We start from the raw sequence: 14,509 nt of genomic DNA, 5'->3' as shown, positions 1-14,509 counted from the left end.
CCAGGCTTTTTGGGGCTGCTGCGCAGCCCAGCGGGAGCAAGCTCCCTCGCCACGGGGTTTGTGTTTGGCGATGGGCTGGGTGAGTCAGGTAGTTCGAGCCACTGGTCTCACGTGAGCAGCGTCTTGCCCTTTCACCGCGATCAAGGCGCCAACGGCAAAAATTTGCTTTGTGCCAACGGCCTGCCGATCTGTCCTCGATGCACATTCACCACCGCGTAAGGGCTTTTAGCCTTGGCCAGCATTGAATGGTAGTGCTCCTTGCGCTGTTCCTTGGTTTTCAAATGCGCCACGCTAAAGTCGGCCTTTGGCGTGTCGGCGGTTTCGTAATGAAAATGCGCGTACCAGAGCGGCCAACCGTCCCGGTCATTGATGGCGTACTCCTGGAGGAAATCCTTGCGCTCTCCTTTCAAGGCTATGCGTTCGCCGAGCCTCGCGACTTGCACCAGGTTTTTCTCGAACAGGTAGCGAAGGTTGCTGTCGGTGGGAGGCAGTTTCAGACTCAATTCGGTGCGCAGTTCACTGCCTCGGGTGGTCAGACGCGAAACAGCGTTTGACAGCTGCTCGGTCAGTGTCTGATCGGCTGCGGTGCGCGGGTTTTTCGAGGCCGTGAAGGCTCGTTCGAGTTCTTCGGACAGCTTGCGGTAGCGACTTGCTTCATTACTCAGGATTTCCTCGATTTCCTGAGGGAAGCGGCACTGGGTTTTATAGCGCTCGGCGTTCGCCAGACTGTTGTCCAGTTGCCCGAGCAGCTTTCGTGCATCGGCCTTGATCGCTTTGACCGAGCGTGTGTGGGGTGCCGGGGCCGGTCGTTGGACCTCGACGAGGTCCCAGACGTCGTCGTGTTGCGAGTAAGTGGCGAGCAACCTGTCGTCGACTTCTGAGCGCAGCTCGACGACCTCGATCGGCAGCGACGTGCCGGCCGGCTTCAAGTCACCGATCAACACGCCGCTCTTGCGCGTCTTGATCACCTTTTTCTGCGGGCGTCCGGCCGCTGTCCGGCTGCGTTTCGGCGGGCGTTTGCGCGGCTGCGGCTCGGGCTTGATCTCGGCGGCCAGTTTCGTGGACGCCTCTTCATAAAGACCCTCGACCAGCCTGAACAGCCTGCCGAAATAGGACGTGTCCATGTCAGCGGCATTGAGGGCTTTCATGCCCTGCATGGCATCGAGTGCCGCGCCATAGTGTTCGACCAGGCTTTCCAGGACCTCGATCTGTTCCGATGGGGTCAGCTCGTAGGTGCTCAGGTCGGATTGGGAGCGCGCCTGTTCCATCAACAGCTTGGTGACGCTGTGCAGGTTCTCGGGAAGATTGGAGTCGGGATCCTTGAATATCAGTGACGCCAGCGTAGGCAGTTGCAGGGCCTTGGTAGCCAATGGCGTTCGTTCACCCAATGGACGGTCCCGGGTCAGGCGTTCGAACACTTGCGCGCCGGCGGCACCCAGGTTCAACAGCGCTTCCAGGTAACGATCCCTGAGTTCCAGCCAATAGATCGAGCGATCGTTGATGTCACTCAAGGCGTCAAGGTAGTTGAAATAGTCGAGAACGTTGCCAGCGACATTCGCTTGCAGGGTCGAATAATCTTGCGTGAATTGGCCATAGGCGGCATCCAGCGCCGTCAGCTCGAATTCGTTGATCAGGAAGCCCTTGCGGGCGTTGTTGACCACGTTCTCCATCAAGGCCCGAATGATGCCGGGGGGTAATTGCATGTCGTGGCTGGCATATTCGGTGACGTTGTCCAGCAGCTTCAGATAAGTGTCAGTCTGCTCCTCAAGCAGCTTGTAGAACCGCGCTCGCTTGTCCGCGCGTTGCGCCTCGGTAAAGTTGCCTGCCTGGGTCCTGGTCATGACTTCCTGGGCGGTGTCCAGAGCGCGTTGCCGATCGACCTCGTCCTTGTAATAACTCTTCAGCAGCTCGCTCAGTTCGGCCGCGCGTTGGGCCTTGAGGTCCCGCAGTTTGGCCAGGCGCTTGGGCGGCATGCCCCCACGCAGGCGCAGACGCAGGTCGATGGACCAGTTGCCGAGGGCATCCGCTTGCAATACGGGACCGTTCTGGGCCGGATCCCGCGGGGCGAGCGGGTTGACGATGATCGCGCTGCCGTCCGATTCAGGGGTCACCTGATACATTTTTCCATCCACCAGGGCGTGCCAGGTGTTTCGAATGACGTACAGGCCCGTGTAGGGGCCGTATTTTGTCGGCTCGGGCAGGGACGCCGGGAGGCTTACCTGAAAGCGCTGCAGGCGGGCGAGTTGCTCCGCTGTCAGCCGGCGGCGGGCGCTGGCGAAACTGAGGTCAAGGTTTGCGCCGCTGTCCCCGAAGCGTTCCCCTGGCAAGGCCACCGACCCTTCATGAATGCTCGGCGGCGCGGGTGCGGGCCACTGCTCCGGGATGGTGCGCGGCGCGGGAGGGCGCATCGCCTGTTCCTTGAGCGTTTCGGGCAAGGGGGCATGAGGCGGCGCACTGATGGAGGGGAATTGAAGCAGCAGCATGCCGAGGTTGAGCAGCAGATCGACGGCGGCGAGTTCCCGCGTCACCGCGTCTTCGCTGCTTAGCGCCGGAATGTCCTGACTGGCGCTGGCCATCAGGTTCCATAGCCAGGCCGTGGCCATGGCTGGGCCGCGTAGCAAGGGCAAGAGCAGCGTGTTGAACAGCAGGCTGCCGCCATGCAGCAGAACGGCCCAGCGACTTTCGCTGTTGGAAACCGAATCCCGGTCGGCCTGGGTGACCAGGGCCCGCGCGTTGCTGCCATAGAGGTATTGCATCAGCTCGCCGTTGCGCAGGAACTGCCGCAACTCGTCGTTGACACTGTCGACCGCCAGGGTGGCCGGGGCTGGCTTCTCAGGCAGGCTGAATTCATCGCCCTGGTAGAAGCGCACGATATGGGGCTCCTGGAAGCCGCCATTGGCATAGATCGGGCGGGCGGCGTCGGACATCCAGGCCAGGACGCTCTGCTGCAGGTCTCCGGGGGCGACGATGGCTTGCAGCAAGGCTTGGCGCGTCGGGTATTGCTGCAGCGAAGGTGTATAGAGCGGGCGGTACAGCACATGCGGGCCCGTCGCGACGTCCTCCGGTTCGATGATGAACATGTTCGTCACGGTATCGGGGTGGGCTTCGGGCTTGCGCAGGAACGCCAGGTGGCGAATGACGACGGGGCGGCCTGCGACCCGCTGCTCATCGGCGTCGGGCTTGAGGAGGGCTTCGATCAGCGCCAGGCCTTGGCGGGTCATGCCGTTTTCCTGGTTGAGCAGCTGCTTGAGGGCATCCAGGGGCAGCTGGGCGGGCATCTCATCGGCAAACATGCGCTGGCGCTCCTGGGTTCGAGGCCCACCGTCCAGCAGGTTTTGTTGCAGGTAGCGTGGGTAGGTCGTGCCGATGTCCACCTGTTCGATCAAGCCGCCCTTGCGGGTGATGAAGTCCGCCGTCAGCCACACCGGCAGCGCCAGGCCCCGGCGATGAGTGAGCACCGGATCCACGCCAGGTCGGGCGACGAGGTTGTTGATCGCCAGTTCGGTCAGGCTCATCGTTCTTTTTTCGACGATGCCGATGGTTCCGGGATAGCCCGCCGCCGCGCTGAAGGTCAGTTCCACATCGTCGGGCTGGTATTGGTTGGCTTGCGCCTTCGCCGGACTGCTGTCGTTGGCTTGTCCCATGCACTTGAGCAAGGCGTCGGCGGCAAAGGCCTTGATGTCCTGGATATCACTGAGAAAGGTGCGCCCCTGGTTGCGTTTCTTGGCGCTGGCCAAGGCGAGGCTGTATTGCTGGATTTTCGTCCTGTCGAGGACCGACGCCTGCTTCAACCAGTCGGGGATCAGGGGCGCGATCCGCGCCGACGTTACCGGCATCGGGCGCGGGGCGTCGAGCAGATAGCGGGCAGGGTCGCTCAACTCGTTATAGAGCGCCTGGAGGTCGGGCAGGCCAATGCGCGCGGGCAACTGCACGGCCTGCAGGTCGGCCAGTTGCTGCTCCAGGATCAGGGCCGCCTGGGTCTCGAAGGCATTGCCACTGATCTCGTTACGCTGGCAGGTGACGCTGTCGACGATGTACTGGCTGGCGATCAGCGTGCCCCAGTGCTGAGTGAACGCTTCCAGGGAGTCAAAGACCTGGACCGCACCCGCAGGGCTGCAAAGCAGCAAGAGCGTCGCGTTGTTCTTGCACTGGATCAACAGGATGTCGCTGCTGGTCAACAGACTGCTGGAGCCGTTCCGAGAGAGTCGGGTCTCCAGGCTATAGGCATACACGGCCGATTGGCCGTGGCGCCGAAAGCGTTGTTCCCGATCGGGCCATTGGACAATCTGGCCCAGGGCTTCCCGGGCCTGCCCAGTGAGGTCCTGTTGTTGCAGGCTGCGGATCTGCGCAAGGTTGCGCAGTACCTCGCTGAGCCACTGCCAACGGCTGGTGCCGTCCTGCCTGTCGTCCTGCGGGCCGGTGTCGATGTTGGCGTTCCAATAGCGGGTCAGCGCATCCTCCAGCCCGATGGGTACGGTCCAGGGCAGTTCGAGCAGCAGCTTTTCAATGACCTTCATCTCCAGTTTCCCGTCATCTGGCGCAAGAAGGCGCGGTGGCGAGTCGGACAGGAAACTGCGACGCCCGTTGCGATCCTCGAACGCCACGGGGGTGCCCAGCGCCAGGTAATCGAGGACGCGAGGCATGAAGGGTTCAAGCAAGTAGCCGCGAGAGGCCGGATCGGGCGTCGCCAGCCGAGTCTTGGAAAGATCGAAGACCAGCGTGGGGTACTTTTCCTGGATGGCTTGTTCAAGCATGCGTTGTGCGAACTGCTCGAAGGTCGGACGACTGGCAAATTGCAGGCTGACGCTTTGTGCAAGCGCAGAGGGACTGTCAGCCGGGGAGGGTGAGGTCATGGGAAATCCTTTTCATGGGGCGTTGGAAATGACGCCGGAAAAGTATCGACCTCTGGGCTCGCGCGGGCGGTATATAGATACCGCCGCGGCGGCTGGAATGTGTGGCAGGCTATGGACGGGCCAGGGCATGGGTATCAGGCCGGATCGGCGCCCAACACCACATTCAGGGCACTGCGGGCATCGTCCAGTTGCACCAGGGTGGCATGGCGCGCACCGAGGGCATCGCGGTTTTCGATGGCGGTGAGGATCGCCTTGTGCCGTGGCATCGCCAGCTCATGCAGGTTAGGCCGCTGGTTGGAATGCTTGAGCGCTTCGGCGATGGCGACCGACAACATGTTGCACAGGTTGGCGAGCAGGTCGTTGTGGGTGGCGTCGGCGATGCGGCTGTGGAAATCCAGGTCCGGCTGGAGCACGGCCTCGGGGGTCGGTGCCGCTTCCATGCGCTGGTAGGCCTCGCGGATGGAAGCGATGTCGTCCTCGTTGGCGAACTGGGCGGCGAGGGCGGCGGCGGCCGGCTCGATGATGCTGCGTACGCTGGTCAGCAGGTTGAAGAATTCATTCTGCGGGCTGCTCTGCATCAGCCAATGCAGCACATCCGGGTCGAGCATGTGCCATTCCCGCCGAGGCTTGACCACCGTGCCCACCCGCGGTCGCGAATACACCAGGCCCTTGGCGACCAGCACGCGCGTGGCTTCGCGCAGCACCGGGCGGCTGACCGCATACTCTTCGCACAACAAGGCTTCGGCGGGCAGTTTATCGTCCGGCTTGAAGCGCCCGGAAACGATCTGCATGCCCAGTTCCTGGACGATGCGCGCGTGCATGCTCTTGCGGTCGGAGGGTTTACGGTAATCCATGGGGCGCGGCGCGATCCTGTGCGAGGGGGTGCTGCGCATGATAGCAGGCGCGGCGGATATTCATCAGGCCAAAGCCTTGGGCCTGGTGACCTTGTGGCGAGGGAGCTTGCTCCCGTTCGGTTGCGCAGCGACCGCCGAGGGGCCTGCTGCGCAGTCCAGCGGGAGCAAGCGCCCTCGCCACAGTCGGTGTGATAGCCAACTTTGGATGTTGTCTGTTACACCGCTATCGCGAGCAAGCTCAGCCCCCACAAAAGCTCGCTCCCACAGGGGGATGGATGGGGTCAGTGGGAGTGGCGTGGTACTTCGGCGCCACGGCAACCGACCAGGAAGTCGAAGTCACAGCCCTGGTCGGCCTGCAACACATGGTCGATGTACAGCTGGCGGTAGCCGCCCACCAGCAGTTGCTGCGGGGGAACGATGTCGGCCAGGCGGGCGGCGAGTTCGGCGTCCGGGATGTCCAGGTGCAGACGCCCGCTGGCGCAGTCGAGTTCGATCCAGTCACCTTCCTTCACCGCCGCCAGAGGCCCGCCGGCAGCGGCTTCCGGTGCCACGTGCAAGACCACGGTGCCGTAGGCGGTGCCGCTCATGCGTGCATCGGAAATCCGCACCATGTCGGTCACGCCCTGGGCCAGCAGCTTGGCCGGCAAGCCCATGTTGCCGACTTCGGCCATGCCTGGGTAACCCTTGGGGCCGCAGTTCTTCATCACCAGGATCGAGCTGGCGTCCACATCCAGTTCCGGGTCATTGATCCGGGCCTTGTACTCGTCAAAGTTCTCGAACACCACCGCGCGACCGCGATGCTGCATCAGTTCGGCGGTGGCGGCGGACGGCTTGAGCACCGCTCCCAATGGCGCCAGGTTGCCGCGCAGCACGCAGATGCCGCCGTCGGCGCGGATCGGGTTGTCCAGGGTGCGGATGACTTCGTCCTGGCCGTAGATCGGTGCGTCCTTGGTGTTTTCGCCGATGCTCTTGCCGTTGACGGTCAGGGCATTCGGGTTAGGAATCAGATTGGCTTCGCCAAGACGCCGCAGTACGGCGGGCAGGCCACCGGCATAGTAGAACTCTTCCATCAGGAAACGTCCGGACGGTTGCAGGTCGACGATGGTCGGCATGCCGCGACCGATGCGGGTCCAGTCGTCCAGGTCCAGTTGCACGCCGATGCGTCCGGCGATGGCCTTGAGGTGGATCACCGCATTGGTGGAGCCGCCAATGGCCGCGTTGACCCGGATGGCGTTTTCGAAGGCTTCCTTGGTCAGGATCTTCGACAGCTTGAGGTCTTCGCGGACCATCTCGACGGCGCGCATGCCGGACATATGGGCCAGCACATAGCGGCGCGCATCCACCGCCGGAATGGCTGCGTTGTGTGGCAGCGACGTGCCGAGGGCTTCGGCCATGCAGGCCATGGTCGAGGCAGTGCCCATGGTGTTGCAGGTGCCGGCCGAACGGGACATGCCGCCCTCGGCCGCGAGGAAGTCGTCAATGGTGATGGTGCCGGCCTTGACCTGCTCGCTCAATTGCCAGACCACGGTACCCGAACCGATGTCCTGGCCTTTGTGCTTGCCGTTGAGCATCGGCCCACCGGTGACGACGATGGCCGGCACGTCGCAACTGGCGGCGCCCATCAGCAGGGCGGGGGTGGTCTTGTCGCAACCGGTGAGCAGCACGACGCCATCAATCGGGTTGCCGCGAATCGCTTCTTCCACGTCCATGCTCGCCAGGTTGCGGGTCAGCATGGCGGTGGGGCGCAGGTTCGATTCGCCGTTGGAGAACACCGGGAATTCCACCGGGAAGCCTCCGGCTTCGATCACGCCGCGCTTGACGTGCTCGGCGATCTGCCGGAAGTGCGCGTTGCACGGCGTCAGCTCCGACCAGGTGTTGCAGATGCCGATGATCGGCTTGCCGTGGAACTGATGGTCGGCGATGCCCTGATTTTTCATCCAGCTGCGGTACATGAAGCCGTTTTTGTCGGCGGTGCCAAACCATTGGGCCGAGCGCAGGGAGGGTTTCTTATCAGACATGATCGATTCTCTTATTGTATGACTATATTGTTCTAGCGTGAGCGTAACATAAGCTCAATTTAGCCGGTTTGGAAGTGTTGTTGGGTAAATAGTATTACTATATAGTCCGATTCAACGGAGGGATTGTCCTGGCGGTCATTCGCGAGAGAAATCCCCCGAGGTTCCATAACAACAACAATCGGAGACCGGTCCCATGAGCCAGGAATTGCGGCTTATTCGTCGCATCACGCTGAAACTGATTCCCTTCCTGATCCTGCTGTACCTGATCGCCTACGTGGACCGCTCTGCCGTGGGCTTTGCCAAGCTGCACATGGGCGCCGACCTCGGCATCGGCGACGCCGCCTACGGCCTTGGCGCAGGGCTGTTTTTCATTGGTTATTTCCTGCTGGAGATCCCCAGCAACCTGATGCTGGAACGCTATGGCGCCCGGCGCTGGTTCGCCCGGATCATGATCACGTGGGGCGCCATCACCATCGGCATGGCGTTCGTACAAGGCCCGCATAGCTTCTATGTGATGCGTTTTTTGCTCGGCGCGGCCGAGGCCGGGTTCTTCCCGGGCGTGCTGTACTACATCACCCAGTGGTTCCCGGTGCGCCATCGCGGCAAGATCCTGGGCCTGTTCATTCTGTCCCAACCTATTGCAATGATGATCACCGGCCCGGTGTCCGGCGGTTTGCTGGGCATGGACGGGATCCTGGGCCTGCACGGCTGGCAGTGGCTGTTCATCGTCATCGGCCTGCCGGCGGTGCTGTTGACCTGGCCGGTGCTGCGTTACTTGCCGGACGGCCCGCAACAAGTGAAATGGATGGACCAGGCCGAGAAGGACTGGCTGACCGGTGAACTGAAAAAAGACCTGCAGGAATACGGCCAGACCCGCCACGGCAATCCGCTGCATGCCCTGAAGGACAAGCGGGTCTTGCTGCTGGCGCTGTTCTACCTACCTGTCACTTTGAGCATCTACGGCCTGGGACTGTGGCTGCCGACGCTGATCAAGCAATTCGGTGGCAGCGACCTGGTGACCGGTTTCGTGTCGTCGGTGCCGTACATCTTCGGCATCATCGGTTTGCTGATCATTCCCCGCAGTTCAGACCGCTTGAACGACCGCTATGGTCATCTGGCCGTGCTCTATGTGCTGGGCGCCATCGGCCTGTTCCTCAGCGCCTGGCTGTCGGTGCCGGTGTTGCAACTGGCGGCGCTGTGCCTGGTGGCGTTCGCGCTGTTTTCCTGCACGGCGGTGTTCTGGACCTTGCCTGGCCGTTTCTTCGCCGGAGCCAGTGCGGCGGCGGGTATTGCGCTGATCAACTCGGTGGGCAACCTGGGCGGTTACATCGGCCCGTTTGTGATCGGTGCGCTGAAGGAGTACACCGGCAACCTGGCCTCGGGGCTGTATTTCCTGTCCTGCGTGATGCTGTTCGGCCTGGTGCTGACCGGGGTGGTGTATCGGTTGCTGGAGCGCAAGCACGTGCTGCCGGCGGATCAGTTCGCGGCCAGTGCCCGGGGAGCGACGCGTACCTGAGGTCACTGTGGGAGCGAGCTTTTGTGGCGAGGGAGCTTGCTCCCGCTGGGGTGCGAAGCGCCCCCCAATATCAGGCGCCGAGTTTATTCAGGCAAAACACAATCGCCTGTTTTGCGACTGCTGCGCAGTCGAGCGGGAGCAAGCTCCCTCGCCATAAGAGCTTGCAAGAGGGCCCCACAGTTCACTGCATATTCATGTTTTGTTTCACAGGAGAAAATTCATGCGTTTAGTTCAGTTCGAATTGCCTAACGGCGAACGCCGCGTCGGTGTGGTCGACGGCGACCAGGTGCGGGAAGTGCAGGGCGCCGGTAGCGTACGCGACCTGGCGCTGGCGGCCATCGAGGCGGGCGTGAAGCTTGAAGAGCAGGTCAACAGCCTGGGCCTGGGCGCTGGCCATGACTATGCCCGGTTGCTCAGTGAGCTGCGCATCCTGCCTCCGCTGGATCACCCGGACCCGGCGCACCTGCTGGTCAGCGGCACCGGCCTGACCCACTTGGGCAGCGCCTCGGCCCGGGACAAGATGCATCAACAGGCTGGCGACGAAAGCGCCATGACCGACACCATGCGCATCTTCAAATGGGGCGTGGAGGGCGGTAAACCCCAGGCTGGGCAGGCCGGCGTGCAACCGGAATGGTTCTACAAGGGTGACGGCAGCATTGTGGTCCGTCCGGGCCATCCGTTCCCGCTGCCGCCGTTCGCCGAAGACGCCGGCGAAGAGCCAGAAATCAGCGGCCTGTATGTCATCGGTCACGACGGCAAGCCCTATCGTCTGGGCTTTGCCGTGGGCAACGAGTTCTCCGATCACGTGATGGAGCGCAAGAATTACCTGTACCTGGCTCATTCGAAATTGCGCAGTTGCAGTTTTGGCCCGGAACTTCGCGTCGGTGAACTGCCTCAACATCTTTCCGGGACCAGTCGTATCCTGCGCAATGGCGAAGTGCTGTGGCAGAACGAATTCCTCAGCGGCGAGGCGAACATGTGCCACAGCCTCGAAAACCTGGAGTTCCATCACTTCAAGTACAGTCAGTTCCTGCGCCCGGGGGACGTGCACGTTCACTTCTTCGGCACCGCGACCCTGTCGTTCGCCGACGGCATCCGCACCCAGCCGGGGGATGTGTTCGAAATCAGCCAGGCTGAATTCGGCGCGCCGCTGGTCAACGGCATTGCCCCGGTAGACGCGGTGTTCAACCCGGGTACTATCGGCACACTTTAAAAGGAGACTTGCGATGAACCAGATCCTTGGCCACAACTACATCGGCGGGGCGCGCAGCGCGGCCGGCCAGACTCGCCTGCAAAGCGTCGACGCCAGCACCGGCGAGGCCTTGCCCCATGATTTCATCCAGGCCACGGCCGAAGAAGTCGATGCTGCCGCCAAGGCCGCGGCTGCGGCTTATCCGGCCTACCGGAGCCTGAGCGCCGTGCGCCGGGCCGAGTTTCTCGAGGCCATTGCCGATGAACTGGACGCCTTGGGCGATGAATTCGTGGCCGTGGTCTGCCGTGAAACCGCGCTGCCGGCGGCACGGATCCAGGGCGAGCGCGGTCGCACCAGCGGCCAGATGCGCCTGTTCGCCAAGGTTCTGCGTCGTGGCGATTTCTACGGTGCCCGTATCGACCGCGCCTTGCCGGAACGCACGCCGTTGCCGCGCCCGGACCTGCGGCAGTACCGCATCGGCCTGGGGCCGGTGGCGGTGTTCGGTGCCAGTAACTTTCCCCTGGCGTTTTCCACGGCTGGTGGTGACACCGCGTCGGCCCTGGCGGCCGGTTGCCCGGTGGTGTTCAAGGCCCACAGCGGCCACATGGCGACCGCCGAGCACGTGGCCGATGCGATCATCCGCGCGGCGGAAAAAACCGCGATGCCGGCGGGTGTGTTCAACATGATCTACGGCGGTGGCGTTGGCGAGTGGCTGGTCAAGCATCCGGCGATCCAGGCCGTGGGTTTCACCGGTTCCCTCAAGGGCGGGCGTGCCCTGTGCGACATGGCGGCCGCACGGCCCCAGCCGATCCCGGTGTTTGCCGAGATGTCGAGCATCAACCCGGTAATCGTGTTGCCCCAAGCCCTGGAAAACCGCGCCGAGAGCGTCGCGCGCGACTTGACCGCTTCGGTGGTGCAGGGCTGCGGTCAGTTCTGTACCAACCCGGGCCTGGTGATCGGCATTCGTTCGCCGCAGTTCACTGCCTTCACCCAGCAGGTAGCCGCACTGATCGGCGACCAGGCGCCCCAGACCATGCTCAACGCCGGCACGCTGCAAAGCTACGGCAAGGGCCTGCAGAAGTTGCTGGCTCACCCCGGTATCGAGCATTTGGCCGGGCGCGAGCAGCAGGGCAACCAGGCCCAGCCGCAGTTGTTCAAGGCTGACGCCAGCCTGCTGATCAACGGTGACGAGGCGTTGCAGGAAGAAGTGTTCGGCCCGACCACGGTGTTTGTCGAAGTCACCGATCAGGCGCAACTGACCGCTGCGCTGAACGGTCTGCACGGCCAGTTGACCGCAACGATGATCGGCGAGCCGGCGGATTTCGAACGGTTCAGCGAATTGACGCCGCTGCTGGAACAGAAGGTCGGCCGCATCCTGCTCAACGGTTATCCGACCGGGGTCGAGGTGTGTGATTCGATGGTGCATGGTGGGCCTTACCCGGCGACTTCCGATGCCCGCGGCACTTCGGTGGGGACCCTGGCGATCGATCGTTTCCTGCGCCCGGTGTGCTTCCAGAACTATCCCGACAGCCTGCTGCCGGAACCGCTGAAGAACGCCAACCCGCTGGGGATCCTGCGGTTGGTAGATGGCGTGCCGGGGCGCGAGGCGGTCTGAGGATCGCGGTCAGGCCGTTACGTTGAGGTGGAATGTACCGGCCTCTTTGCGAGCAAGCTCTCACATTGGAATGCGCTCCCATGTGAGAGCTTGCTCGCGAAGTCAATCGCCCAGTCAACATCGAGTCTGAAGTTATGGCCCAAGGCCCACTCCCACATTGGGTTATCATGGCAACTTTCCCAACGACCGACTGATCACCATGACTGCCGTTACCGAGACCCTGCTGGATGCCCTTCAAAAATGCGACATGCTGATCATCGACAATATGCACGCTTTCGATTTTTTCCTCGATGATCAGGACCAGTTGCACGTCGAATGCATGAACGGCCGCACCCTTGAGCATTGGCGTTTCACGCCGGCGCAGATGAAGGCCGCGACCTTCGATAAAACCCGGAACAAATGGACCATTACCAGCGATTCGGGTGACCACCACCTGGAGTGCGTGGAAGCGGCCAGCGGCCACGACGATGATGAGGACGACGAACATGAAGATGCGTAGTCTCTGGCCGTTGCTGATGGCCGGCAGCCTGGGCGCCATGGGCGTCCAGGCAGACACCGATGAACGCCATCAACTGCTGGTGGGTTCCTACACCGCCGGCCAGAGCCAGGGCATCTACCGGTTGCAATTCGACAGCCGCACCGGCCAGCTCGATGCCAACCCCTTGCAAGTGATCAAGACAGACAACCCGTCGTGGCTGACCCTTTCCAAGGACATGACCCGGCTGTTCGTGGTCAATGAAAACGGGCCGGGCCAGAAAGACCCGGTGGGCAAGGTCAGCAGCTACGCCATTGACCCGAAGACCCATGAACTGAGCCTGATCAATCAGGTGCAGTCCCTGGGCAACGAGCCGACCCATTCCAGCCTCAGCGGTGATGGCCGGCATTTGCTGGTCAGTAACTACTCGGTGGTGGAAGACCCGGGCGGCACCCTGGCGGTGTTGCCGGTGGGCGCCGATGGCAAGCTGGCGCCGGTGGTGCAGTTGAGCAGTCATCAGCCGAGCAAGGTCAACCCCGAGCGGCAGATGTCGGCCCATGTCCACGCCGCAGTGTCCTCGCCCGATGGCAAGTACGTGTTCGCCAACGACCTGGGGGCGGACAAGGTATTCATCTACCGCTACGACCCCAAGGCCAATCCAGAGCTACCGTTGACCGCTGCCGATCCAGCCTTCGTGCAGTTGCCACCCGGCAGCGGCCCGCGTCACCTGCTGTTCAGCGCTGACGGCAAGCACGCCTGGCTGACCATGGAAATGAGCGCGCAAGTGGCGGTGTTCGACTATCAGGACGGCCGATTGACCCAGCGTCAACTGGTCGACCTGGCCGCCGGCAAACCCCAGCCGGGCAGGGCGGCGGCTGCGCTGCATGCGTCCAGGGATGGAAAGTTCCTCTACGTCAGCAACCGTGGCACCACCAACGAAGTGCTGGTGTTCGCTATCGACCCGGCCGCTGGTACGCTCAAAGAGCTGCAGCGGCGCTCGGTCGAAGGCGATCATCCACGGGAATTCAGCCTCGACCCGAGTGGAAGATTCCTGCTGATTGCCAACCAGAAGAGCAACCAGATCGTGGTGATCGAGCGCGATCCGAAGACCGGCCTGCTGGGTAAAACCGTGCAGAAAATGCCGATGGATGCGCCCAGCGATTTGAAGTTCATGGTCCGTCAATAGCCCACAGGCCCCGTTTTTCGGGGCCTGCGCCGTTGTATCAACGAGACTGATATTCGCAAGTGATGTAAAGCATTTCAACGCGGGACGCCTCGGCGCGTAAGTTTGCTTCACGGCCCAACCGGGCAAGTCAGCCAACTGAATCCGAGGTCTACCGCCATGAATCTGAATCTCTTCTCCGTGATCGCCGCTTCCGCCATCTCTGCCACCGTGGCGCTGCCCGCCAGTGCCAGCGTCGAGATCAGCGACAAGAAAAACCGTACCCAGAGCTATACCGAGAAATACCTGCAACAAAGCGCCAACTTCTATGCGGCGCTGGACCACAAGACCCAACACTGAAATAGCGCGCAACGACTGAAGCCTGCGATCTTTTCATCTTCACTGCCCCCCAGGTGCAAGAGAAAAGATCGCAGGCTTCGCCGTTTCTGGAAAAAACCAGCTGTAATATCATTTGGCCATGTGTTTAAATTTGACGCTGACAAATTGACTCCTTCGCAGATAAGGATGGACACCATGGCGATGCGTCTGGCAGTGATGCTGCTGTTTCTCTACTCCACGCCGATAGTCTCGGCGGCGCAGCCGGATTCCGGCGAGTTGGAAGTGGCGCGTGAGCGATTATTGAGTCTGCTGAGCGACTGATCGGATCGGCAACAATCGGGTTGCAGGATTGCCTTTGTGGCGAGGGAGCTTGCTCCCGCTGGGCCGCGCAGCAGACCCTTTTTGCGATTGCTGCGCAATCGAGCGGGAGTAAGCTCCCTCGCCACAAAAGCATCCCGGTCGACCAACCGATTTGCTCTTGAAAC

The 14,509-nt window shown here is 62.2% G+C and carries 10 protein-coding genes; 7 read left to right on the top strand and 3 right to left on the bottom strand.

The features are described from left to right. Window positions 1–140: 140 nt before the first annotated feature. The 3 genes from BLO97_RS24845 to BLO97_RS24835 form a co-directional block, all read right to left on the bottom strand. Window positions 141–4,853: a dermonecrotic toxin domain-containing protein gene (locus BLO97_RS24845; protein WP_092348719.1), complete on the bottom strand. Its 4,713-nt coding sequence runs from the start codon at window positions 4,851–4,853 to the stop codon at window positions 141–143. A gap of 134 nt (window positions 4,854–4,987) precedes the next feature. After that, entirely contained in the window at window positions 4,988–5,707 is a 720-nt protein-coding gene (locus BLO97_RS24840; RefSeq protein WP_170845914.1) for a FadR/GntR family transcriptional regulator, read from the bottom strand. A gap of 281 nt (window positions 5,708–5,988) precedes the next feature. After that, window positions 5,989–7,725 (bottom strand): IlvD/Edd family dehydratase, encoded by a 1,737-nt coding sequence (locus BLO97_RS24835; RefSeq protein ID WP_072404531.1) that lies wholly within the window; start codon window positions 7,723–7,725, stop codon window positions 5,989–5,991. Between the two features lie 193 nt (window positions 7,726–7,918). Here BLO97_RS24835 and BLO97_RS24830 point away from each other — a divergent pair, with 193 nt between their 5' ends. The 7 genes from BLO97_RS24830 (at window position 7,919) to BLO97_RS32055 (ending at window position 14,345) form a co-directional block, all read left to right on the top strand. Further along, the gene (locus tag BLO97_RS24830; RefSeq protein WP_092145923.1) at window positions 7,919–9,241 is read left to right on the top strand and encodes an MFS transporter; all 1,323 of its coding nucleotides are present in this window, start codon (window positions 7,919–7,921) and stop codon (window positions 9,239–9,241) included. A 220-nt stretch (window positions 9,242–9,461) separates the two neighbouring features. Then, window positions 9,462–10,454 (top strand): AraD1 family protein, encoded by a 993-nt coding sequence (gene araD1, locus BLO97_RS24825; protein ID WP_092348713.1) that lies wholly within the window; start codon window positions 9,462–9,464, stop codon window positions 10,452–10,454. Between the two features lie 13 nt (window positions 10,455–10,467). After that, complete coding sequence (locus BLO97_RS24820; RefSeq protein ID WP_092348710.1) at window positions 10,468–12,048, top strand: aldehyde dehydrogenase (NADP(+)); 1,581 nt, start codon at window positions 10,468–10,470, stop codon at window positions 12,046–12,048. Between the two features lie 199 nt (window positions 12,049–12,247). Then, complete coding sequence (locus BLO97_RS24815; protein WP_170862102.1) at window positions 12,248–12,547, top strand: DUF5629 family protein; 300 nt, start codon at window positions 12,248–12,250, stop codon at window positions 12,545–12,547. Then, window positions 12,534–13,709 (top strand): lactonase family protein, encoded by a 1,176-nt coding sequence (locus tag BLO97_RS24810; RefSeq protein WP_063320758.1) that lies wholly within the window; start codon window positions 12,534–12,536, stop codon window positions 13,707–13,709. Before BLO97_RS24815 ends, BLO97_RS24810 begins: the two co-directional genes overlap by 14 nt. 156 nt (window positions 13,710–13,865) lie before the next feature. After that, complete coding sequence (locus BLO97_RS24805) at window positions 13,866–14,045, top strand: hypothetical protein (RefSeq protein WP_003202673.1); 180 nt, start codon at window positions 13,866–13,868, stop codon at window positions 14,043–14,045. A gap of 174 nt (window positions 14,046–14,219) precedes the next feature. Further along, on the top strand, window positions 14,220–14,345 hold the full coding sequence (locus tag BLO97_RS32055) for a hypothetical protein (RefSeq protein ID WP_003180680.1): 126 nt from the start codon (window positions 14,220–14,222) through the stop codon (window positions 14,343–14,345). Window positions 14,346–14,509 lie beyond the last annotated feature (164 nt).

This window comes from Pseudomonas sp. NFACC05-1 (assembly GCF_900100135.1).
Taxonomy (GTDB): domain Bacteria; phylum Pseudomonadota; class Gammaproteobacteria; order Pseudomonadales; family Pseudomonadaceae; genus Aquipseudomonas; species Aquipseudomonas fluorescens_Q.
Note: the sequence above shows the minus strand (reverse complement) of the source record. Positions and strands in the feature narration are given on the sequence as shown.

Excerpts from the sequence above, each read along its gene's own strand:
- BLO97_RS24845 (WP_092348719.1), bottom strand. The coding sequence starts at position 4,853 with ATGACCTCACCCTCCCCGGCTGACAGTCCCTCTGCGCTTGCACAAAGC.
- BLO97_RS24840 (WP_170845914.1), bottom strand. The coding sequence starts at position 5,707 with ATGGATTACCGTAAACCCTCCGACCGCAAGAGCATGCACGCGCGCATC.
- BLO97_RS24835 (WP_072404531.1), bottom strand. The coding sequence starts at position 7,725 with ATGTCTGATAAGAAACCCTCCCTGCGCTCGGCCCAATGGTTTGGCACC.
- BLO97_RS24830 (WP_092145923.1), top strand. The coding sequence starts at position 7,919 with ATGAGCCAGGAATTGCGGCTTATTCGTCGCATCACGCTGAAACTGATT.
- araD1 (WP_092348713.1), top strand. The coding sequence starts at position 9,462 with ATGCGTTTAGTTCAGTTCGAATTGCCTAACGGCGAACGCCGCGTCGGT.
- BLO97_RS24820 (WP_092348710.1), top strand. The coding sequence starts at position 10,468 with ATGAACCAGATCCTTGGCCACAACTACATCGGCGGGGCGCGCAGCGCG.
- BLO97_RS24815 (WP_170862102.1), top strand. The coding sequence starts at position 12,248 with ATGACTGCCGTTACCGAGACCCTGCTGGATGCCCTTCAAAAATGCGAC.
- BLO97_RS24810 (WP_063320758.1), top strand. The coding sequence starts at position 12,534 with ATGAAGATGCGTAGTCTCTGGCCGTTGCTGATGGCCGGCAGCCTGGGC.
- BLO97_RS24805 (WP_003202673.1), top strand. The coding sequence starts at position 13,866 with ATGAATCTGAATCTCTTCTCCGTGATCGCCGCTTCCGCCATCTCTGCC.
- BLO97_RS32055 (WP_003180680.1), top strand. The coding sequence starts at position 14,220 with ATGGCGATGCGTCTGGCAGTGATGCTGCTGTTTCTCTACTCCACGCCG.